Here is a 19355-nt window from a genome sequence, read left to right on the forward strand (position 1 = left end):
ACAAGATAAGGAAGTAACGAGATGGCTCGTCGTCGTCGTCCAGAGAAGCGCGAAATCCTCCCTGATCCCAAGTTCGGGGATATCGTGCTCAGCAAGTTCATGAACTCCGTCATGCTCGACGGCAAGAAGTCGGTTGCCGAAGGCATCGTCTACAGCGCGCTCGACGTGGTCGAAACCCGCGCCAAGCGCGATCCCATCGGCGTGTTCCATGACGCGCTCAACAACATCAAGCCGGGCATCGAAGTCCGCAGCCGCCGCGTCGGCGGTGCGACCTACCAGGTTCCGGTCGAAGTGCGCCCCGAGCGTTCGCAGGCTCTGGCGATTCGCTGGTTGATCTCGGCCGCCCGTGCGCGCAGCGAAAACACGATGTCGGGGCGTCTGTCGGGCGAACTGCTCGATGCCGCCAACAACCGCGGCAACGCCGTGAAGAAGCGCGAAGACACGCACCGCATGGCGGAAGCGAACCGCGCCTTCTCGCACTACCGCTGGTAACAAACCGTCCCCATATAGCCGGGAGCAGCCGCAAGGCTTCTCCCGGCATCGGAGTTTAAGATCATGGCCCGCAGCCACCCGCTCGCGAAATATCGTAATATCGGCATCATGGCGCACATCGACGCCGGCAAGACGACGACGACCGAGCGTATCCTCTATTACACCGGCAAGTCCTACAAGATCGGCGAAGTGCACGAAGGCACCGCGACGATGGACTGGATGGAACAGGAGCAGGAGCGCGGGATCACGATCACGTCGGCTGCGACGACCTGTTTCTGGAACGATCACCGCATCAACATCATCGACACCCCCGGCCACGTCGACTTCACCATCGAAGTCGAACGTTCGCTGCGCGTGCTCGACGGTGCGATCACCGCGTTCGACGGCGTTGCCGGCGTGGAGCCGCAGTCGGAAACCGTGTGGCGCCAGGCTGACAAGTATCGCGTGCCGCGCATGTGCTACGTCAACAAGCTCGACCGTACCGGCGCAAGCTTCGAGCGCTGCGTGCAGATGATCAAGGATCGTCTGGGTGCGCGTCCGGCCGTGCTGTATTTGCCGGTCGGCATCGAAAGCAGCTTCAAGGGTCTCGTCGATCTCGTCGAGAACCGCGCGATCATCTGGCTTGAAGAAAGCCTGGGCGCGAAGTTCGAATATCAGGACATCCCGGCCGACATGGCCGACGCGGCTGCGGCTGCACGCGGCGAGCTGATCGAGCTTGCCGTCGAGCAGGACGATGCGGCGATGGAAGCCTATCTCGAAGGCAATGAGCCCGACGTCGCGACGCTGAAGGCGCTGATCCGCAAGGGCACGCTGGCGTTCGATTTCGTGCCGGTGCTGTGCGGCTCGTCGTTCAAGAACAAGGGCGTTCAGCCGCTGCTCGACGCCGTGGTCGATTATCTGCCCAGCCCGCTCGACATCCCGCCGATGGAAGGCGTGAAGATGGACGGCGAAACCGTGGAAACGCGTCCGGCTTCGGACGATGCCCCGCTTTCGGCGCTGGCGTTCAAGATCATGAACGATCCGTTCGTCGGTTCGCTCACCTTCGCGCGCATCTATTCGGGCAAGCTCGAAAAGGGCACGGTCCTGAACTCGGTGAAGGACAAGAAGGAAAAGATCGGCCGCATGCTGCTGATGCATGCCAACAGCCGCGAAGACATCGAAGAAGCCTTTGCGGGCGACATCGTGGCGCTTGCCGGTCTCAAGGAAACGACGACGGGCGACACGCTGTGCGCGCCGGCCGCGCCGATCATCCTTGAACGCATGGAATTCCCCGAGCCGGTTATCGAAGTCGCGGTGGAACCGAAGACCAAGGCCGACCAGGAAAAGATGGGCATCGCGCTCAACCGCCTGGCCGCCGAAGATCCCTCGTTCCGCGTGACCACCGATCACGAATCGGGCCAGACGATCATCAAGGGCATGGGTGAACTTCACCTCGAAATCCTCGTCGATCGCATGAAGCGCGAATTCAAGGTCGAAGCCAATGTCGGTGCGCCGCAGGTGGCGTATCGCGAATCGCTGGGTCGCAAGGTCGACGTCGATTACACCCACAAGAAGCAGTCGGGTGGTTCGGGCCAGTTCGGTCGCGTCAAGATCACGGTCGAGCCGGGTGAACGCGGCCAGGGCATCGTCTTCGTCGACGAGGTCAAGGGCGGCAACATTCCGCGCGAATATATCCCGTCGGTCGAAAAGGGTATTCGCGAAGTGGCGGCGACGGGTTCGCTGATCGGCTTCCCGATCATCGACTTCACCGCGACGCTGACGGACGGCGCGTACCACGACGTCGACTCGTCGGCACTGGCGTTCGAAATCACCGGTCGCGGCGCGATGCGCGAAGCGGCACAGAAGTCCGGCATCAAGCTGCTCGAACCGATCATGAAGGTCGAAGTGGTGACGCCGGAAGATTATCTGGGCGACGTGATCGGCGACATGAACAGCCGTCGTGGCCAGATCCAGGGCACCGACAGCCGGGGCAACGCCCAGGTCGTCGAAGCCATGGTGCCGCTCGCCAACATGTTCGGCTATGTGAACCAGCTCCGCTCGTTCACACAGGGGCGTGCGCAATACTCGATGCAGTTCTCGCATTATGACGAAGTCCCGGCGAACGTCGCGGAAGAGGTCAAGGCGAAGCTGGCGTAAACGCGAATTTGTGGTTATGGGCGCGTCCGCATCGGGCGGCGCGTCCGGGAATCGGTTTGAGAAGAAGGTAGGATACAATGGCGAAAGCTAAGTTCGAGCGGACTAAGCCGCACTGCAACATCGGTACCATCGGTCACGTCGATCACGGCAAGACCTCGCTGACGGCTGCGATCACCAAGGTCCTCGCCGAAACCGGCGGCGCGACCTTCACCAGCTACGACAACATCGACAAGGCGCCGGAAGAGCGCGAGCGCGGCATCACCATCTCGACCGCACACGTCGAGTATGAAACCGCCGACCGCCACTATGCGCACGTCGATTGCCCGGGCCACGCCGATTATGTGAAGAACATGATCACCGGTGCGGCGCAGATGGACGGCGCGATCCTCGTCGTTTCGGCCACCGACGGCCCGATGCCGCAGACCCGCGAGCACATCCTGCTCGCCCGCCAGGTCGGCGTGCCGCAGCTCGTCGTGTTCCTCAACAAGGTCGACCTTGTTGACGATCCCGAAATCCTCGAGCTGGTCGAACTCGAAGTTCGCGAACTGCTCTCGAAGTATGACTTCGACGGCGACAACATTCCGATCATCCCGGGTTCGGCCGTTGCCGCGCTGACCGACAAGACGCCTGAAATCGGCCACGACGCCGTGCTCAAGTTGATGGCCGCCGTCGACAGCTGGATCCCGCAGCCGGAACGTCCGCTCGATCGTCCGTTCCTGATGCCGATCGAAGACGTGTTCTCGATCTCGGGCCGCGGCACCGTCGTCACCGGCCGTGTCGAAACCGGCATCGTCAAGGTTGGCGAAGAAGTCGAAATCGTCGGCATCAAGGACACCCGCAAGACCACCGTCACGGGCGTCGAAATGTTCCGCAAGCTGCTCGATCAGGGCCAGGCTGGCGACAACATCGGTGCGCTGATCCGCGGCGTCGGCCGTGAAGAAGTCGAGCGTGGCCAGGTTCTGGCCAAGCCGGGCACGATCACCCCGCACACCGAATTCTCGGCCGAAGTGTACGTGCTGTCGAAGGACGAAGGTGGCCGTCACACGCCGTTCTTCGCCAACTATCGCCCGCAGTTCTACTTCCGCACGACCGACGTGACGGGCGAAGTGACGCTGCCGGAAGGCACCGAAATGGTCATGCCCGGCGACAACGTGTCGCTCGGCATCAAGCTGATCGCTCCGATCGCCATGGACCAGGGCCTGCGCTTCGCGATCCGCGAAGGTGGCCGTACGGTCGGCGCCGGCGTCGTCGGCACGATCACCAAGTAATAGCTTGCATGAGCCGGCCGGCTCCCCTAGGAGCCGGCCGGTATTTTTTCGCCCCCAAGATTCTTAAGAATCGGGCGGGGCACGGCTCTTTCGCATCGGTAGAGAAATGGAAACGCAGAACATCCGTATTCGCCTCAAGGCGTTCGACCATCGCGTGCTCGATCAGGCCACCGGCGATATCGCCGACACCGCCCGACGCACCGGCGCCCTCATCCGCGGTCCCATTCCCCTCCCGACGCGCATCGAAAAGTTCACGGTCAACCGTGGCCCCCACGTCGACAAGAAGTCGCGCGAACAGTTTGAAGTGCGCACCTACAAGCGCCTCCTGGATATCGTGCAGCCCACCCCGCAGACCGTCGATGCGCTGATGAAGCTCGACCTCGCGGCAGGTGTTGATGTCGAGATCAAACTAGCCTAATAGCCCGTCTCCCGTCGGGGCCGAATCGGTCGCGGCGCCTCATGCGATTGTCGATAATCGGCCATCGCATGACGGAAGAGTAGGGATACCGGCCAGCTTTCTTGCTGGCGCCCGAGTCCCCGTCTTTCGCTTTTAACGAAGCGGAAAAAATAGCCCTGACGGGGGCAAGGTTTCGTTGGGCTGGGCTTCGGCAGTTTGTCGGAGCCTTTTTCGTTGGCACGCTCCCCGCTAGCGGGAGCCTCTGTTGGAAGGAACGGATCATGCGCACTGGCGTGATCGCGAAGAAGATGGGGATGACCCGCCTGTTCCAGGAAGACGGCCGGCACGTTCCGGTTACCGTTCTGTCCCTGGAAGGGAACCAGGTCGTTTCGGTCCGCGACAAGGAGCGCGACGGCTATGTGGCCGTGCAGCTCGGCGCGGGCACCGCGAAGGTTAAGAACATTTCGAAGCCCGAACGTGGGCATTTTGCCAAGGCACAGGTTGAGCCCAAGGCGCGTCTCGTGGAATTCCGCGTGGCCGACGATGCGGTGCTTGAGGTTGGCGCGGAAATCGCCGCCGATCATTTCGTGGCCGGGCAGTATGTCGACATCGCCGGCCAGACGCAGGGCAAGGGCTTCGCCGGCGCCATGAAGCGCTGGAACTTCGGCGGTCTGCGGGCAACCCACGGCGTTTCGGTGTCGCACCGTTCGCACGGTTCGACCGGCCAGCGTCAGGATCCGGGCAAGGTCTTCAAGAACAAGAAGATGGCCGGTCACATGGGTGATCGCCAGCGGACCCAGCAGAATCTGGAAGTCGTTTCGACCGACGTCGAGCGCGGCCTGATTTTCGTCAAGGGTTCGGTGCCTGGTTCGAAGGGCGCGTGGCTGATCGTCAAGGATTCGGTCAAGGTCGCTCGTCATGCCGATGCGCCGTACCCGGCCTCGGTGAAGCAGGCCGGCAGCAACAATAGCGCTCCGCAGACCGAGGCTCCGGCCGAAGTCGCTGTCGAAGCGGCTGAAGGCCAGGAGGGCTGATCATGAAGGTCAAGGTTCAGACCCTCGACGCCAAGGCGTCGGGCGACATCGAACTCGCGGACGAAGTTTTCGGCCTCGATCCGCGTGCGGACATCCTGCACCGCGTCGTCACCTGGCAGCTCGAAAAGCGTCGCGGCACCGCCCGTGGCACGCGCGAGCGTTCGGATGTCGCACGGTCGGGCAAGAAGTTCGGTCGCCAGAAGGGCGGCGGTACGGCTCGTCACGGCGATCGCCGCGCTCCGGTGTTCATCGGCGGTGGTAAGGCTCACGGCGCCCGCGTCCGTGACTTCAACCCGTCGCTGAACAAGAAGGTTCGCACGCTCGGCCTGAAGATGGCGCTCTCGGCCAAGGCCAAGGACGGCAATCTGATCATCGTCGATGCGCTCGACGTGGCGGAAGGCAAGACCAAGGTTCTCGCAACGCAGCTCGAAAAGCTCGGTTTCGGCGCGAAGGCGCTGGTGATCGACGGCGACGCGCTGAACGTCAGCTTCGCGCTGGCATCGGGCAACCTGAAGGGCGTCAACCTGCTGCCGGCGATCGGCGCGAACGTCTACGACATTCTGAAGCATGACACGCTGGTGCTGACCCGCGCCGCCGTCGAGAAGCTGGAGGCGCGCCTCAATGGCTAAAAACCAGAAGGAAGCGGTGGCACTGCGTCATTACGACGTCGTCCTCGCTCCGCACATCACCGAGAAGTCGACCCTGCTCTCCGAGCATAATGCGGTGGTCTTCAAGGTCGCCGGCGACGCAAGCAAGCCGGAGATCAAGGCCGCGGTCGAAGCGTTGTTCAACGTTTCGGTCACGGGCGTGAATACCATTGTCCAAAAGGGCAAGACCAAGAAGTGGAAGGGCGCGCCCTACCGCCGCTCGGACGTGAAAAAGGCGATCGTGACGCTGGCCGAAGGCCAGTCCATCGACGTGACCACGGGGATCTGACGCCATGGCGCTCAAGCATTATAACCCGACCAGCCCGGCGCGCCGTGGCCTGATCCTCGTCGACAAGTCGTCGCTGTGGAAGGGTAAGCCCGTCAAGGCGCTTACCGAGGGCAAGCGCAAGTCCGGCGGCCGCAACAACCAGGGCCACGCCACCGCGCGCGGCATTGCGGGCGGCCACAAGCAGAAGTATCGCTTCGTCGATTTCAAGCGTCGGAAGTGGGATCAGCCCGCGACCGTCGAACGCCTGGAATATGACCCCAACCGTTCGGCGTTCATCGCGCTGGTGAAGTATGAAGATGGCGAACTCGCCTACATCATCGCACCGCAGCGTCTGGGCGTCGGCGATCAGGTTGTGGCCGGCAAGAAGACCGATACCAAGCCCGGCAACGCGATGGAAATCGGCCAGGCCCCGGTTGGCACGATCGTCCACAATGTCGAGATGAAGCCCGGCAAGGGTGGCCAGATCGCCCGTGCCGCCGGCACCTATGTGCAGATCGTCGGTCGCGACAAGGGCATGGTGATGGTCCGCCTGAACTCGGGCGAACAGCGCTATATCCGTTCGGATTGCATGTGCACGGTCGGCGCGGTGTCCAACCCGGACAACGCCAACCAGAACCTCGCCAAGGCCGGTCGTAACCGCTGGCTCGGCAAGCGTCCGCTGACCCGCGGTGTTGCGAAGAACCCGGTCGACCACCCGCATGGCGGTGGTGAAGGCCGGACCTCGGGCGGCCGTCATCCGGTCACGCCCTGGGGCAAGCCGACCAAGGGTGCGCGCACCCGCAGCAACAAGGCGACGGACAAGTTCATTATCCGTTCGCGTCACGCGAAGAAGAAGAGGTAAGCCATGGCCCGTTCCGTCTGGAAAGGTCCGTTCGTCGACCTGCACCTTCTGCGCAAGGCCGAGGCCGCGCAGGAATCTGGTGCCCGTGCGCCGATCAAGACCTGGTCGCGCCGCTCCACGATCCTGCCGCAGTTCGTTGGCCTGACGTTCAACCTGTATAACGGCCGCAAGTTCGTGCCGGTGTCGGTTAACGAGGACATGGTTGGTCACAAGCTGGGTGAATTCGCGCCGACGCGCTACTTCCCCGGCCACGCCGCCGACAAGAAGGGCAAGCGCTGATGTCGAAGCCTGCATCTCCCCGTAAGGTTGGCGAGAAAGAAGCGCTGGCGGTGGCTACCACCGTTCGCGGCTCGCCCCAGAAGCTGAACCTGGTGGCGGCGCTGATCCGCAACCGCAAGGTCGGCGACGCCCTCAACATCCTCGCTTTCTCGAAGAAGGCCATGGCCGTTGACGTCCGCAAGGTGCTGCAGAGCGCCATTGCCAACGCTGAGAACAACCACAATCTCGATGTGGACTCGCTCATCGTGAAGGAAGCATCGGTCGGCAAGGGCCTCGTCATGAAGCGCTTCGCCACCCGCGCCCGCGGCCGTTCCACCCGCATCATCAAGCCGTTTTCGCGGCTGCGCGTGGTCGTCCTCGAGCAGGCTGAGGCTGGAGAATAATATGGGTCAGAAGTCCAACCCGATTGGCATGCGGTTGCAGATCAACCGCACCTGGGACAGCCGCTGGTTCGCTGAAGGCGCCGATTATGGCCGCCTGCTGCTCGAGGATCTCAAGATCCGCAAGTACATCATGAAGACGCTGCCGCAGGCGGCGATCTCCAAGGTGGTGATCGAGCGTCCGGCCAAGCTGTGCCGCATTTCCGTTTTTGCCGCACGCCCCGGCGTGATCATCGGCAAGAAGGGCGCCGACATCGAAAAGCTGCGCAAGGCGCTGGCCAAGATGACGTCGTCGGACGTGAGCCTGAACATCGTCGAAATCCGCAAGCCGGAAATCGACAGCAAGCTCGTCGCCCAGGGCGTTGCCGACCAGCTCGAACGCCGCGTTGCGTTCCGTCGTGCGATGAAGCGTGCGGTTCAGTCGGCTCTGCGTCTCGGCGCGGAAGGCATCCGCATCACCTGCGCCGGCCGTCTGGGCGGCGCGGAAATCGCGCGCACCGAATGGTATCGCGAAGGCCGCGTGCCGTTGCACACGCTGCGCGCGAACGTCGATTATGCCGAAGCCGAAGCCCACACCGCTTATGGCGTGTGCGGGATCAAGGTGTGGATCTTCAAGGGCGAGATTCTCGGCCATGATCCGCTCGCCCAGGATCGGCTCATGATGGAAGCTCAGACGTCGGGGGTCCGGCCGGCGCGTTAAGTCTTCGGACTTACCTGCGTCGCCTGATCGACCGGACAATCGGTGTCAGAAGGCGATTAAGACATGCTGCAACCAAAGCGCACAAAATTCCGCAAGGCCTTCAAGGGCCGCATCCACGGTGATGCCAAGGGCGGCACCCAGCTCAACTTCGGGGCCTTCGGCCTGAAGGCGCTGGAGCCGGACCGGATCACCGCCCGCCAGATCGAAGCGGCCCGCCGCGCGATCACGCGCCACATCAAGCGCCAGGGCCGTTTGTGGATCCGCATTTTCCCGGACGTTCCGGTTTCGGGCAAGCCGGCCGAAGTCCGCATGGGCTCCGGTAAGGGTGCTCCCGAATTCTGGGCCGCCCGCGTCAAGCCGGGCCGGATCCTGTTCGAGCTCGACGGCGTTCCCGGTCCGCTTGCCCGCGTCGCTTTCGAGCGTGCGATGGAAAAGCTGCCGATCAAGACCAAGGTGGTCGCCCGCCTCGGTGAATCGATTTACGAGGCTGCGTAACATGGCCAAGATCAGCGATCTCAAGACGAAGACCGACGACCAGCTTTCCGATGCGCTGGGCGAACTGAAGCGGGAGCAGTTCAACCTGCGCTTCCAGGCCGCCACCAGCCAGCTCGAAAAGTCGTCGCGGGTGCGTGAGGTGCGTCGCACCATCGCGCAGATCAAGACCCTGCAGACCGAGCGTACCCGCTCGGCCGCCAAGTAAGGAGGTCCAGCCATGCCCAAGCGCGTGCTGACGGGAACGGTGGTCTCCGACAAGACCGACAAGACGGTGGTGGTGCTGGTCGAGCGTAAGGTGAAACACCCGCTCTACGGCAAGATCATCCGTCGTTCGAAGAAGTATCACGCCCACGACGAAGGCAATGTCTTCAAGGAAGGCGAGACCGTCCGCATCGAGGAATGCGCGCCGATCTCCAAGCTGAAGACGTGGCGGGTTCTGGGCAAGGTTGGGGCCGAAACCCCAGCCGTTGCCGGTTGAAGGAGGACTGACCCATGATTCAGATGCAGTCCAACCTCGACGTGGCCGACAATTCGGGCGCCAAGCGCGTCCAGTGCATCAAGGTGCTCGGTGGCTCCAAGCGCCGCACCGCGACCGTCGGTGACGTCATCGTCGTTTCGATCAAGGAAGCCGCGCCGCGCGGCAAGGTGAAGAAGGGCGATGTTCATCGCGCTGTCATCGTGCGCACGGCGAAGGATATCCATCGGGCCGACGGTTCGACCATCCGCTTCGACGGCAACGCTGCCGTTCTGATCAACAAGAACAGCGGGGAGCCGATCGGCACCCGTATCTTCGGCCCGGTGGTGCGTGAACTGCGCGCCGCTGGCCATATGAAGATCATTTCGCTCGCGCCTGAGGTGCTGTAATGGCCGCGTTGAAGATCAAGAAGGGTGACAAGGTCATCGTCCTGTCCGGCAAGGACAAGGGCAAGACCGGCGAAGTCACCAAGTCGCTGCCCAAGGAGGGCAAGGTGGTTGTGGCCGGCGTGAATGTCGCCACCCGTCACCGCAAGCCGACCCAGGTCAACCCGCAGGGTGGCCTGGAGCGCGTGGAAGCGCCGATGCACGTTTCGAAGGTTGCGCATGTGACCGCCGATGGCAAGCCGACGCGCGTCCGCTTCGAAATCAAGGACGGCAAGAAGGTCCGCGTGGCCGTGAAGTCCGGGGAGCAGATCAATGGGTGACGCCTACAAGCCGCGCCTGAAGAAGCTGTACGAAGACAGCATCGTCAAGGCGATGACCGAAAAGTTCGGTTACACCAACCCCATGCAGGTGCCCAAGCTCGAGAAGATCGTGCTGAACATGGGCGTGGGCGAGGCGACCCAGGACAAGAAGAAGGTCGAGATCGCCGCGCAGGAAATGACGATGATCGCCGGCCAGAAGGCCGTGATCACCAAGGCGAAGAAGTCGATCGCGCAGTTCAAGCTGCGTGAAGGCATGCCGGTCGGTTGCAAGGTCACCTTGCGCGCTGATCGCATGTTCGAATTCCTCGACCGCTTCGTCACGATCGCGCTGCCGCGCGTTCGCGATTTCCGTGGCCTGTCCAACAAGTCGTTCGACGGCCGTGGCAATTATGCTACGGGCCTCAAGGAACAGCTGATCTTCCCGGAAATCAGCTATGACAAGATCGACAAGATCCGCGGCATGGACGTGATCGTGGGAACGACCGCACGGACCGACGAGGAAGCGCGCGAGCTGCTCCGCCTGTTCGGTTTCCCGTTCCCGCAGCCGGCCACTGAAGAAAAGAAGGCGGCCTGATTTCCGTATGGAAGCAGGCTCGATCCGATAAGGAAAGAGAACTTAAGTCATGGCGAAACTGAGTTCGATCAACAAGAATGAGAAGCGCAAGAAGCTCGTCAAGCAGTATGCTGGCAAGTATGCGCGTCTCAAGGCGATCGCGAACGACGAAGGCAAGGACGAGACGGAGCGCCTGATTGCGCGCCTCAAGCTCGCCGAGCTGCCGCGCAATGCGAACCCGACCCGCGTTCGCAACCGTTGCGAACTGACCGGGCGTCCGCGCGCTTATTATCGCAAGTTCAGGCTGTGCCGCATCCAGCTGCGCGATCTGGCCAACAAGGGCCTGATCCCGGGCGTCACGAAGTCGAGCTGGTAAGGAACGAAGATGGCTCTGACCGATCCTTTGGGTGATCTGCTCACCCGCATCCGCAACGGCCAGCGCGCCCGCAAGGACAGCGTGCTTTCGCCCGCGTCCAAGCTGCGCGCCCGTGTTCTCGATGTGCTCCAGCGCGAAGGCTACATCCGTGGCTACAGCGCCGAAGATCTCGCCGGCCATGATGGCCTGCGCATCGAGCTGAAATATTTCGAAGGGCAGCCTGCGATCCAGCACGTCGCCCGCGTTTCGAAGCCCGGCCGCCGCGTCTATTCCGGTTCCAAGGAACTGCCGCGCGTTCGCAACGGCCTCGGCATCACCATCGTCTCGACGCCGAAGGGCGTTCTGTCGGACGCGGAAGCGCGCGAACAGAATGTTGGCGGCGAGATCCTTGCGGAGGTCTTCTGATGAGCCGCACTGGTAAGAAGCCGGTTCCCGTTCCGGCAGGCGTGACCGCGACGATCGAAGGCGGCCAGCTTTCGGTCAAGGGTCCCAAGGGCACGCTGAGCATCCCGCTCGCCGACGAAGTGGTCTATGCCGTCGAAGACGGCAAGATCGCCGTCCAGCCCGCCAACCAGACGAAGCGTGCGCGCTCCTTCTGGGGCATGCAGCGTTCGCTGGTGCAGAACCTGGTAACCGGTGTGACCGAAGGTTTCACCAAGACGCTGCAGATCACGGGCGTCGGCTACCGCGCGAACCTTCAGGGCAAGAACCTGAAGCTGCAGCTCGGCTACAGCCACGACGTCGATTTCGCGGTGCCGGAAGGCATCACGATCGTGACGCCGGACCAGACGACCGTGCAGATCAGCGGCATCGACAAGCAGCAGGTCGGCCAGGTCGCCGCCGAGATCCGCCGCTGGCGCAAGCCTGAGCCTTATAAGGGCAAGGGCATCAAATATGCCGGCGAGTTCATCTTCCGCAAGGAAGGGAAGAAGAAGTAATGGCCAAGCTCTCTCTTTTCGCGAAGCGGCGCCAGCGCGTCCGCACCGCGCTCCGCGCCAAGGGCGGCACCCGCCCGCGGCTTTCGGTGCATCGTTCGGGCCGTCACATCTACGCCCAGGTGATCGACGACGCAGCCGGCCGTACGGTCGCTGCCGCATCGACGCTGGACAAGGATGTCCGTGGCCAGACCGGCGCGACCGCCGATGCCGCAGCTGCGGTTGGCAAGCGTCTCGCCGAGCGTGCTTCCGCCGCCGGTGTCACCCGGGTCGTGTTCGACCGTGGTGGCTTTCTGTTCCATGGTCGGGTGAAGGCTCTTGCCGACGCCGCCCGCGAAGGCGGACTGGAGTTCTAATATGGCTGACGAAACCGAAATCCAGGCGGGTGCCTCCGCCGATGCGGCTCCCGCCGCTGGCAGCGCGCCGGAAGGCGAACGCCAGGGCCGTGGCCCGCGTGGTGGACGTGGCCGTGGCCCGGGCGGTGATCGTGGCGGCCGTGGCCGCGACGGCAACCGTGGCCGTCGCGACGATCGTCGCGGTGGCGCCGAGGAAGGTGGCGAAGAGCTGATCGAAAAGCTCGTGCACATCAACCGCGTCTCGAAGACCGTGAAGGGCGGTAAGCGCTTCGGCTTCGCAGCCCTGGTCGTCGTCGGCGACGGCAAGGGCCGGGCCGGCTTCGGCCATGGCAAGGCGCGCGAAGTGCCGGAAGCCATCTCCAAGGCGACGGCTGCAGCGAAGAAGGCGATGATTCGCGTTCCGCTGCGCGAAGGCCGCACGCTGCACCACGATGGCAACGGTCATTTCGGCGCAGGCCGGGTGACGCTGCGTTCGGCGCCGCAGGGCACCGGCATCATCGCGGGTGGCCCGATGCGCGCCATCTTCGAAAGCCTGGGCGTGGCCGATGTGGTGACCAAGTCGGTCGGCACGTCGAACCCCTATAACATGATCCGTGCGACCTTCGAGGCGCTTACGGAACAGACCAGCCCGAAGTCGGTGGCGCAGCGCCGCGGCAAGAAGATCGCTGACCTGCTGGGTCGTGGCGGTGCTTCGGCCGAGGTTGCCGAAGCCGAAGCCGCGGCTGTCACGGAGTAATCGGACATGGCGACCATCAAGGTGACGCAGGTCGGCTCGCCGATCCGCCGCACGCAGGACCAGCGCGCGACGCTCGTTGGCCTCGGCCTCAACAAGATGCACCGGACCCGCGAACTCGAGGATACCCCCGAAGTTCGCGGCATGATCCGCAAGGTGCAGCATATGGTGAAGGTCGAGGGCTGATCCCTTCGACCGTCCGGGTGGGGCTGGCGAAAGCCAGCCCTTTCCTTTTGCGGGAACCGGGCTAAAGAGACGGCCTTCCGGCTTATGCCGGTAATCAATCGACGGGGGCTGCCCCCGTCCGGCGCGACAAAAGCGAAAGCGAGTGCAAGACATGAAACTGAACGACATCCGCGACAATGAAGGCGCCCGCAAGGGCCGGGTACGCGTTGGACGCGGCATCGGTTCGGGCCTGGGCAAGACTGCCGGTCGCGGCCAGAAGGGTCAGAAGAGCCGCTCGGGCGTCTCGATCAAGGGTTTCGAAGGCGGCCAGATGCCGCTTCACATGCGGCTGCCGAAGCGCGGCTTCAACAACATCTTCGCCAAGGATTTTGCGGAAGCCAATCTGGGCGAGATCCAGAAGCTGGTCGACGCCGGCAAGCTGGACGCCAAGGCCGTGATCGATCACGCCGCCCTGAAGGCCGCCGGCATTGCCCGTGGCGGCAAGGATGGCGTGCGCATTCTCGGTAAGGGTGAATTGACCGCCAAGCTGTCGTTCAACGTTGCCGGCGTGTCGAAGGGCGCGAAGGAAGCGATCGAAAAGGCCGGCGGTTCGGTCGACGTGATCGCCGTCGTTCCGGCTGCCGAGAAGGCCGCTGCCAAGCACCGCGTGGTGCAGAAGGCACGCGCCGCCGACAAGGAAGCCAAGAAGGCGGCGGCGAAAGCCTGAGCCGCCTGACGGTTCCGGGCTGACAAGCGCGGGCCAGACACTATATGGGGCGGCGGGGGGCGTAAGGGCACTCCGCCGCTTTCTATTTTTCCGCCTGCATTTTTTCCGGGGTTGAAGATCACATGGCATCAGCAGCCGAACAATTGGCGGCCAACGTCAGCCTCTCGCAGTTCGCGAAAGCGACGGAGCTTAAGAGGCGGCTGTGGTTCACGCTGGGCGCGCTCATCGTTTTCCGCCTGCTCAGCTTCGTGCCGCTGCCGGGCGTGGATCCGGTCGCGCTTCAGGCGCAGTTCGACACCACCAAGGGCGGTGTCCTCGATTTCTTCAACACCTTCTCGGGCGGCAGCCTTGAGCGCATGAGCCTCATCGCGCTCGGCGTGATGCCATACATCACCGCCTCGATCGTCGTGCAGCTGGCGAGTTCGCTGTCGCCGACCTTGGCCGCGATCAAGAAGGAAGGCGAAAGCGGTCGCAAGAAGCTCAACCAGTATACCCGCTACGGCACGGTGCTGCTGACCGCGATCCAGGGCTATTTCATCGCCGTCGGGCTTGAGGCCTGGGGCGCGGATCAGGGCATGTCGGCGGTCGTCGATCCGGGGATGCTGTTCCGCATCACCACCGTGATCTCGCTGATCGGCGGCACGATGTTCCTGATGTGGCTGGGCGAACAGATCACCAGCCGGGGGGTTGGCAACGGCGTTTCGCTGATCATCATGGCCGGTATCGTCGCGTCGCTGCCGACGCATATCGCCCAGTTGTTCGAAGGCGGCCGTTCGGGTTCGATCTCGCCGCCGCTGATTCTGGGCGTGCTGGTGCTGATCGCGGGCCTGATCCTGTTCATCTGCTTCATGGAGCGCGCCCAGCGCCGCGTGCTGATCCAGTATCCCAAGCGCCAGACGGCGCGGGGCATGATGCAGGGCGATCGCAGCTTCCTGCCGCTTAAGATCAACACCGCCAACGTCATTCCGCCGATCTTCGCGTCGTCGCTGCTGCTGATGCCGCTGACGATCAGCCAGTTCGCCGGCCAGCGCGTGAATGACGAAACGATGTGGGGTTCGGTGCTGAGCTGGCTCAACCTGAACCTTGCCCATGGCGCGCCGATGTACATGACGCTTTATGCGGCAGGCATCATCTTCTTCTGCTTTTTCTACACCGCGGTCGTGTTCAACCCGGAAGAAACGGCGGACAATCTGAAGCGCCATGGCGGCTTCATCCCCGGCATCCGCCCGGGCAAGAGCACCACCGATTATCTGGATTTCGTGCTGACCCGCATCACCGTGGTCGGTGCTGCCTATCTGACGCTGATCTGTCTCGTGCCGGAATATCTGGCGTCGCAGGCGGGTATCAGTTTCGCACTGGGCGGCACCAGCCTGCTGATCGTGGTCAACGTCACCATTGACACGGTGACGCAGATCCAGAGCCATCTGATCGCGCATCAATATGGCGATCTGATCAAGAAGGCGAAGCTGAAGGGCGGCATTCGCCGCTAACGGCCAAGACCGGTACAGGGGGACGAGGGTCCGATGAATATCATTCTGCTGGGGCCTCCGGGCGCGGGCAAAGGCACGCAGGCCAGCCGGCTGGTGGCCGAACGTGGCATGGTTCAGCTGTCGACGGGAGACATCCTGCGCGCGGCCGTGAAGGAAGGCACCGAAGTCGGCAAGATGGCCGACGAGATCATGAAGGCCGGCAAGTTCTTTCCGGACGAACTGATGGCGCAGATCCTTGGCGAGCATATGGATGGCCTTGGCGCCGATGTCGGGATCATCTTCGATGGCTATCCGCGCACCGCGCGGCAGGCCGAACTGCTCGATGAACTGATGGCGGCGCGTGGCCGCAACCTCGATCATGTGATCGAGCTGGCGGTGGACGAGGATGCGCTGGTCGAGCGCATCACCGGCCGCTTCACCTGCGCGAAGTGTGGCGAAGGGTATCACGACCGGTTCAAGCAACCGAAGGTGACCGGGACCTGCGACGTCTGCGGCAGCGCCGAATTCAAGCGCCGCCCCGACGACAATGAAGAAACGGTGCGGACGCGGATGGCCGAATATCGCGCCAAGACCGCGCCGATCCTGCCGATCTACGAAGCCCGCGGACTGGTGTCGCGGGTCGATGGCATGGCGCCGATCGCCGAGGTCGAAACCGCGATCGAGGCGATCCTCGGCGCGAAGTGATACGGGGGGCGGGCGCCCCCTTCGTCATACGGATCACGCATGATAACATCCCCTCCGTCACGTCAGTGGGGGAGGGGATTTGTGCCGGCCATCCGAATCATCGCCGCCGCTGCCGCAGCGATAGCGCTGTTCCCATCATCGGCCCGTGGCGAAGTGGTTGCAGCCACCTCGGGCGGCTTTGCGGTTACCCGCACGGCGATCATCGCGGCTACGCCGGCCCAGACTTATGCCGCATTGGCGCGGATCGGGCAGTGGTGGAACGGCGAACACACCTATTCCGGCAAGGCCGGCAATCTGACCCTTGAGCCGCGCGTCGGCGGATGCTTTTGCGAAACGCTGCCGGATGGCGGTGCTGTCGAACATATGCGCGTCATCTTCGTCCAGCCGGGCCGGCTGATCCGGCTGACCGGGGCGCTTGGCCCGCTGCAAAGCGAGGGCGTCGCGGGTGCGTTGACCTGGACGATCGCGGCGGACGGCAAGGGCACGCGCATCACGCAGTCCTATGTCGTCGGTGGCCATGTTCGCGGGGGCGCCGACAAGATGGCAGCCCCGGTCGATCAGGTGCTGGGCGAGCAGCTTGATAGCCTGAAGGCTTATCTTGAAATGTCAGCGAAATAACGAAACTGTGTTGGGCAAGTAATGCAAGGCGGCCGATTCCGATAATCGGATCGTCATATAGGCAGGCGTGTTCGGATATTCTGTCCAGAAGGAGGGTGCCGATGTTATTGTCTGTGATGGTCGCGGCGATGCTTTCGCCCGCGGCAGCGGCGGCGCAGGAACGGGCCTGGCCGGGCCGCGATCCCGAAGCGACGATCTATCGCGATACCAGCTTTCGCGGGCCGGCAGTGGCGATCAATCGCGCCAACCCCAATCTGGGGCTGGCCTGGCCGGTGCGCAGCATCCGGGTGAAGAGCGGGACGTGGCAGCTGTGTCCGCAACGCAATTTCGGTGGCCGCTGCGTCACCGTAACCCGGGACACGGCCAATCTGGGCAACCAGCTGGGGGCGGGCAGCCGGCTTGTTTCGATTCGCCCGGTAGGGGGCGCCGTGGTTGAGCCACCACCCCGGCCCATGCCCAATCAATCGCTGCGCGGGATGGGATCCGAATTCTTCCCGGCACCCGCCCGCAATGGCCAGCGTGTCCAGTGCGCCGGTGGGCAATCGACGGCCAATTGCGCCAAGGTGGCGGCGGATCAATTCTGTCGCGCGTCGGGCTGGAATGGATCGGCGCACCAGACGCTGCAATCCGAAGGTCGCTGGGTTTATATCGCCGACGTGCTCTGCGTGCGTTCGGGCTTCTGATCATTCGGGGCGGGCGGAGGCGCTCGCCCCGCATATTACCTTTCCAGCGCGCGGATTTCGGCGTTCGCGATGTGGAGCCGTTCGGCCAGTTCGCCGGCCATGTTGGCAAGCAGGCGAACAAGGATCATCGGCCGTTCTACGCCAAGCGCCGTGATATCGGCGACGGTAAAGACGAACAGATCGACCGCGCCATCGGCCACCACATCGGCCGCGCGCGGGCCGCCATCGATCAGCGCGCGTTCGCCAAAGCATTGGCCGGGGCCGAGGACGCTGAGGCGCACGGTCTTTTGCCCGGTCGGGGTATCGACAGCCGCGGAGATGCTGGCGGCCCCGCGCGCCAGCACGAAAAAACGATCGGCCGCCTCGCCTTCGCGCGCGATCAGCGTGCCTGATGCGTGGTGCGCCGGCTGGGCGATGGCCTGCAGCCGGGCGATATCGTCGGCGGCGATGCCCCGGAACAGTTCATATTCGGCGAACGCCGGGGCGGTGTGACCGCCACTGGGCAGCACTTCGGCGATCAGCTGATTCTCGCAATATTCCAGCGCGTGATCGCGGCTGTCGAAGATCGTCGTCGCCAGATTATCGAGCGCGCGGTGAAGGTGGACGTGAAAGGCGGCCAACGGCCCATCGGCATCGAGATTGGCGAAGATCACCCGATCGCCTGTTATGCGCATCCGTGCATGGAAGTCTGCAAGCAAGGCAGCCGCTGCGGCATCGGCATGCGACACGCGGCGCATATCGAGCACGAGATAATCGGCCTCGGCGGCCAGCGCGCCTGCCCGGCGCAACAGCCGGTCTGTCGATCCGAAATAAAGCGCGTCCTGCACTGCGAGCAGCCGGATTCGTCGCCCCGCACGCGACAGGATATCCAGTTCGCGCAGCGTGCGCAGGCGTTTCGATCGCACCTGTTCGCCGTCCAGTTCGTAACGGATCACGCCGCGCGGATCGGGGTGGGTGGCAAACAGATGGAGGCCGTAGCGCTGGGCGATCCGCTTGCACGCGGCAAGGCCCCGGATGCTGTTGCCGTTGGCGTCGATCGGCGGCGAATAGATGGCGATCGCGGCTTGTCCGGGGATCACCGCCAGGATCGCGCCGGAAACCCCGCTCTTGGCGGGAAGGCCCACCTCATAGGCCCATTGCCCGGCATAATTATACATGCCGCAGCTGAGCATCACCGTCAGCACGTCCGGGGCATATTCGGCGGCCAGCGCGCGGACACCGGTGACCGGGTTGATCCCGTCATTCACCAGCGTGGCACCCATGATCGCCAGATCGCGCGCGGTGACGTTGTACGAACATTGGCGGAAATAGAGGTCGAGCACATCTTCGGGATCGCGGGTGAGCATCCCCGCCGACAGCATCATCCACGCGATCGCGCGATTGCGATGGCCGGTGGCTTTTTCCGACAGATAGGTCGCTTCGTCGAGCGCCAGCGGGCGTCCGGCGAAGCGTGCGAGTAGCTGCGCCAGCACGGCCTGTCGCGCGGGCGTATCCGCGCCTTCGATCAGTTCGGCCGTAGCGATCGCGCCCGAATTGACCATCGGATTGAACGGGCGCCGGTGGACGGTATCGAGAGCCATCGAATTGAACGAATCGCCCGATGGCTCGACGCCAACCTGGCGGAGCACGCGTTCGCGGCCATGCACTTCCAGCGCATGGCCATAGACGAACGCCTTGCTGATCGACTGGATGGTGAAGGGGGTGTCCCAGTCACCCGCCACATGCACTGCGCCGTCGACGGTGGCGATGGCGATGCCGCACAGATGCGGATCGGCCTTGGCGAGTTCGGGGATGTAGCTGGCTGGCGCGCCATCGCTGATCGCGCTGATCTCGCGGTGCAGTTCTTCGAGGAACGCTTTGATTGGGTCGTCCATGCGCAACTCCCCTGACGTGCCG

The 19355-nt window shown here is 63.5% G+C and carries 29 protein-coding genes; 28 read left to right on the forward strand and 1 reads right to left on the reverse strand.

The window, feature by feature from the left end:
• Positions 1-21: 21 nt before the first annotated feature.
• The 28 genes from rpsG (at position 22) to KC8_RS15380 (ending at position 17459) form a co-directional block, all read left to right on the forward strand.
• On the forward strand, positions 22-492 hold the full coding sequence (gene rpsG / locus KC8_RS15245; RefSeq protein ID WP_010127207.1) for a 30S ribosomal protein S7: 471 nt from the start codon (positions 22-24) through the stop codon (positions 490-492).
• Positions 493-555: 63 nt separating this feature from the next.
• Positions 556-2628 carry an elongation factor G gene (gene fusA / locus KC8_RS15250; protein WP_010127206.1) on the forward strand — a complete coding sequence of 691 codons (2073 nt, stop codon included), beginning with the start codon at positions 556-558 and terminating at the stop codon, positions 2626-2628.
• A gap of 77 nt (positions 2629-2705) precedes the next feature.
• Entirely contained in the window at positions 2706-3896 is a 1191-nt protein-coding gene (gene tuf, locus KC8_RS15255; RefSeq protein WP_010127205.1) for an elongation factor Tu, read from the forward strand.
• A gap of 106 nt (positions 3897-4002) precedes the next feature.
• Positions 4003-4314 carry a 30S ribosomal protein S10 gene (gene rpsJ, locus KC8_RS15260; protein WP_010127204.1) on the forward strand — a complete coding sequence of 104 codons (312 nt, stop codon included), beginning with the start codon at positions 4003-4005 and terminating at the stop codon, positions 4312-4314.
• A 260-nt stretch (positions 4315-4574) separates the two neighbouring features.
• Positions 4575-5327 (forward strand): 50S ribosomal protein L3, encoded by a 753-nt coding sequence (rplC, locus tag KC8_RS15265; protein ID WP_010127202.1) that lies wholly within the window; start codon positions 4575-4577, stop codon positions 5325-5327.
• A 2-nt stretch (positions 5328-5329) separates the two neighbouring features.
• Positions 5330-5956 carry a 50S ribosomal protein L4 gene (gene rplD, locus KC8_RS15270; RefSeq protein ID WP_010127201.1) on the forward strand — a complete coding sequence of 209 codons (627 nt, stop codon included), beginning with the start codon at positions 5330-5332 and terminating at the stop codon, positions 5954-5956.
• The gene (locus tag KC8_RS15275; protein ID WP_010127199.1) at positions 5949-6263 is read left to right on the forward strand and encodes a 50S ribosomal protein L23; all 315 of its coding nucleotides are present in this window, start codon (positions 5949-5951) and stop codon (positions 6261-6263) included. Before rplD ends, KC8_RS15275 begins: the two co-directional genes overlap by 8 nt.
• Positions 6264-6267: 4 nt before the next feature.
• Positions 6268-7104 (forward strand): 50S ribosomal protein L2, encoded by an 837-nt coding sequence (gene rplB, locus KC8_RS15280; protein WP_010127198.1) that lies wholly within the window; start codon positions 6268-6270, stop codon positions 7102-7104.
• Between the two features lie 3 nt (positions 7105-7107).
• The gene (gene rpsS / locus KC8_RS15285) at positions 7108-7383 is read left to right on the forward strand and encodes a 30S ribosomal protein S19 (protein ID WP_010127197.1); all 276 of its coding nucleotides are present in this window, start codon (positions 7108-7110) and stop codon (positions 7381-7383) included.
• Positions 7383-7766: a 50S ribosomal protein L22 gene (gene rplV, locus KC8_RS15290; protein WP_010127196.1), complete on the forward strand. Its 384-nt coding sequence runs from the start codon at positions 7383-7385 to the stop codon at positions 7764-7766. Before rpsS ends, rplV begins: the two co-directional genes overlap by 1 nt.
• Before the next feature lies 1 nt (position 7767).
• Positions 7768-8463 (forward strand): 30S ribosomal protein S3, encoded by a 696-nt coding sequence (gene rpsC, locus KC8_RS15295; protein WP_010127195.1) that lies wholly within the window; start codon positions 7768-7770, stop codon positions 8461-8463.
• Between the two features lie 63 nt (positions 8464-8526).
• Complete coding sequence (rplP, locus tag KC8_RS15300) at positions 8527-8958, forward strand: 50S ribosomal protein L16 (RefSeq protein ID WP_010127194.1); 432 nt, start codon at positions 8527-8529, stop codon at positions 8956-8958.
• 1 nt (position 8959) lies between these two features.
• Positions 8960-9163, forward strand: a complete 204-nt coding sequence (gene rpmC / locus KC8_RS15305; protein ID WP_010127193.1) for a 50S ribosomal protein L29 — start codon at positions 8960-8962, stop codon at positions 9161-9163.
• A 12-nt stretch (positions 9164-9175) separates the two neighbouring features.
• Positions 9176-9436: a 30S ribosomal protein S17 gene (gene rpsQ, locus KC8_RS15310; RefSeq protein ID WP_010127192.1), complete on the forward strand. Its 261-nt coding sequence runs from the start codon at positions 9176-9178 to the stop codon at positions 9434-9436.
• 14 nt (positions 9437-9450) lie between these two features.
• Positions 9451-9822, forward strand: coding sequence for a 50S ribosomal protein L14 (gene rplN, locus KC8_RS15315; protein WP_010127190.1), 372 nt, complete (start codon positions 9451-9453; stop codon positions 9820-9822).
• Positions 9822-10139 carry a 50S ribosomal protein L24 gene (gene rplX / locus KC8_RS15320; RefSeq protein WP_029624773.1) on the forward strand — a complete coding sequence of 106 codons (318 nt, stop codon included), beginning with the start codon at positions 9822-9824 and terminating at the stop codon, positions 10137-10139. The genes rplN and rplX overlap by 1 nt, the downstream gene beginning before the upstream one ends.
• Positions 10132-10713, forward strand: coding sequence for a 50S ribosomal protein L5 (gene rplE, locus KC8_RS15325; protein ID WP_010127188.1), 582 nt, complete (start codon positions 10132-10134; stop codon positions 10711-10713). Before rplX ends, rplE begins: the two co-directional genes overlap by 8 nt.
• A 49-nt stretch (positions 10714-10762) precedes the next feature.
• Positions 10763-11068 carry a 30S ribosomal protein S14 gene (rpsN, locus tag KC8_RS15330; RefSeq protein WP_010127187.1) on the forward strand — a complete coding sequence of 102 codons (306 nt, stop codon included), beginning with the start codon at positions 10763-10765 and terminating at the stop codon, positions 11066-11068.
• A 9-nt stretch (positions 11069-11077) separates the two neighbouring features.
• Positions 11078-11473 carry a 30S ribosomal protein S8 gene (rpsH, locus tag KC8_RS15335; protein WP_010127186.1) on the forward strand — a complete coding sequence of 132 codons (396 nt, stop codon included), beginning with the start codon at positions 11078-11080 and terminating at the stop codon, positions 11471-11473.
• Complete coding sequence (gene rplF / locus KC8_RS15340) at positions 11473-12006, forward strand: 50S ribosomal protein L6 (RefSeq protein ID WP_010127185.1); 534 nt, start codon at positions 11473-11475, stop codon at positions 12004-12006. Before rpsH ends, rplF begins: the two co-directional genes overlap by 1 nt.
• Positions 12006-12359: a 50S ribosomal protein L18 gene (gene rplR, locus KC8_RS15345; RefSeq protein ID WP_010127184.1), complete on the forward strand. Its 354-nt coding sequence runs from the start codon at positions 12006-12008 to the stop codon at positions 12357-12359. Before rplF ends, rplR begins: the two co-directional genes overlap by 1 nt.
• A 1-nt stretch (position 12360) precedes the next feature.
• Complete coding sequence (gene rpsE, locus KC8_RS15350) at positions 12361-13095, forward strand: 30S ribosomal protein S5 (RefSeq protein WP_010127183.1); 735 nt, start codon at positions 12361-12363, stop codon at positions 13093-13095.
• 6 nt (positions 13096-13101) lie between these two features.
• Positions 13102-13278 carry a 50S ribosomal protein L30 gene (rpmD, locus tag KC8_RS15355; protein ID WP_010127182.1) on the forward strand — a complete coding sequence of 59 codons (177 nt, stop codon included), beginning with the start codon at positions 13102-13104 and terminating at the stop codon, positions 13276-13278.
• 151 nt (positions 13279-13429) lie between these two features.
• Positions 13430-13984 carry a 50S ribosomal protein L15 gene (gene rplO / locus KC8_RS15360; RefSeq protein ID WP_010127181.1) on the forward strand — a complete coding sequence of 185 codons (555 nt, stop codon included), beginning with the start codon at positions 13430-13432 and terminating at the stop codon, positions 13982-13984.
• A 122-nt stretch (positions 13985-14106) separates the two neighbouring features.
• Positions 14107-15474: a preprotein translocase subunit SecY gene (secY, locus tag KC8_RS15365; protein ID WP_010127180.1), complete on the forward strand. Its 1368-nt coding sequence runs from the start codon at positions 14107-14109 to the stop codon at positions 15472-15474.
• A 33-nt stretch (positions 15475-15507) separates the two neighbouring features.
• On the forward strand, positions 15508-16158 hold the full coding sequence (locus KC8_RS15370) for an adenylate kinase (protein ID WP_010127179.1): 651 nt from the start codon (positions 15508-15510) through the stop codon (positions 16156-16158).
• A gap of 81 nt (positions 16159-16239) precedes the next feature.
• Complete coding sequence (locus tag KC8_RS15375; protein ID WP_010127178.1) at positions 16240-16776, forward strand: SRPBCC family protein; 537 nt, start codon at positions 16240-16242, stop codon at positions 16774-16776.
• 101 nt (positions 16777-16877) lie between these two features.
• Positions 16878-17459, forward strand: a complete 582-nt coding sequence (locus KC8_RS15380; protein ID WP_029624772.1) for a beta/gamma crystallin-related protein — start codon at positions 16878-16880, stop codon at positions 17457-17459.
• Positions 17460-17494: 35 nt separating this feature from the next.
• On the opposite strand, the gene glsA is transcribed toward KC8_RS15380, so the two are convergent.
• A complete protein-coding gene (gene glsA, locus KC8_RS15385; protein ID WP_010127176.1) occupies positions 17495-19333 on the reverse strand; it encodes a glutaminase A in 1839 nt (612 codons plus the stop codon).
• Between the last annotated feature and the right edge of the window lie 22 nt (positions 19334-19355).

Source organism: Sphingomonas sp. KC8 (genome assembly GCF_002151445.1).
GTDB lineage: Bacteria > Pseudomonadota > Alphaproteobacteria > Sphingomonadales > Sphingomonadaceae > Sphingomonas_E.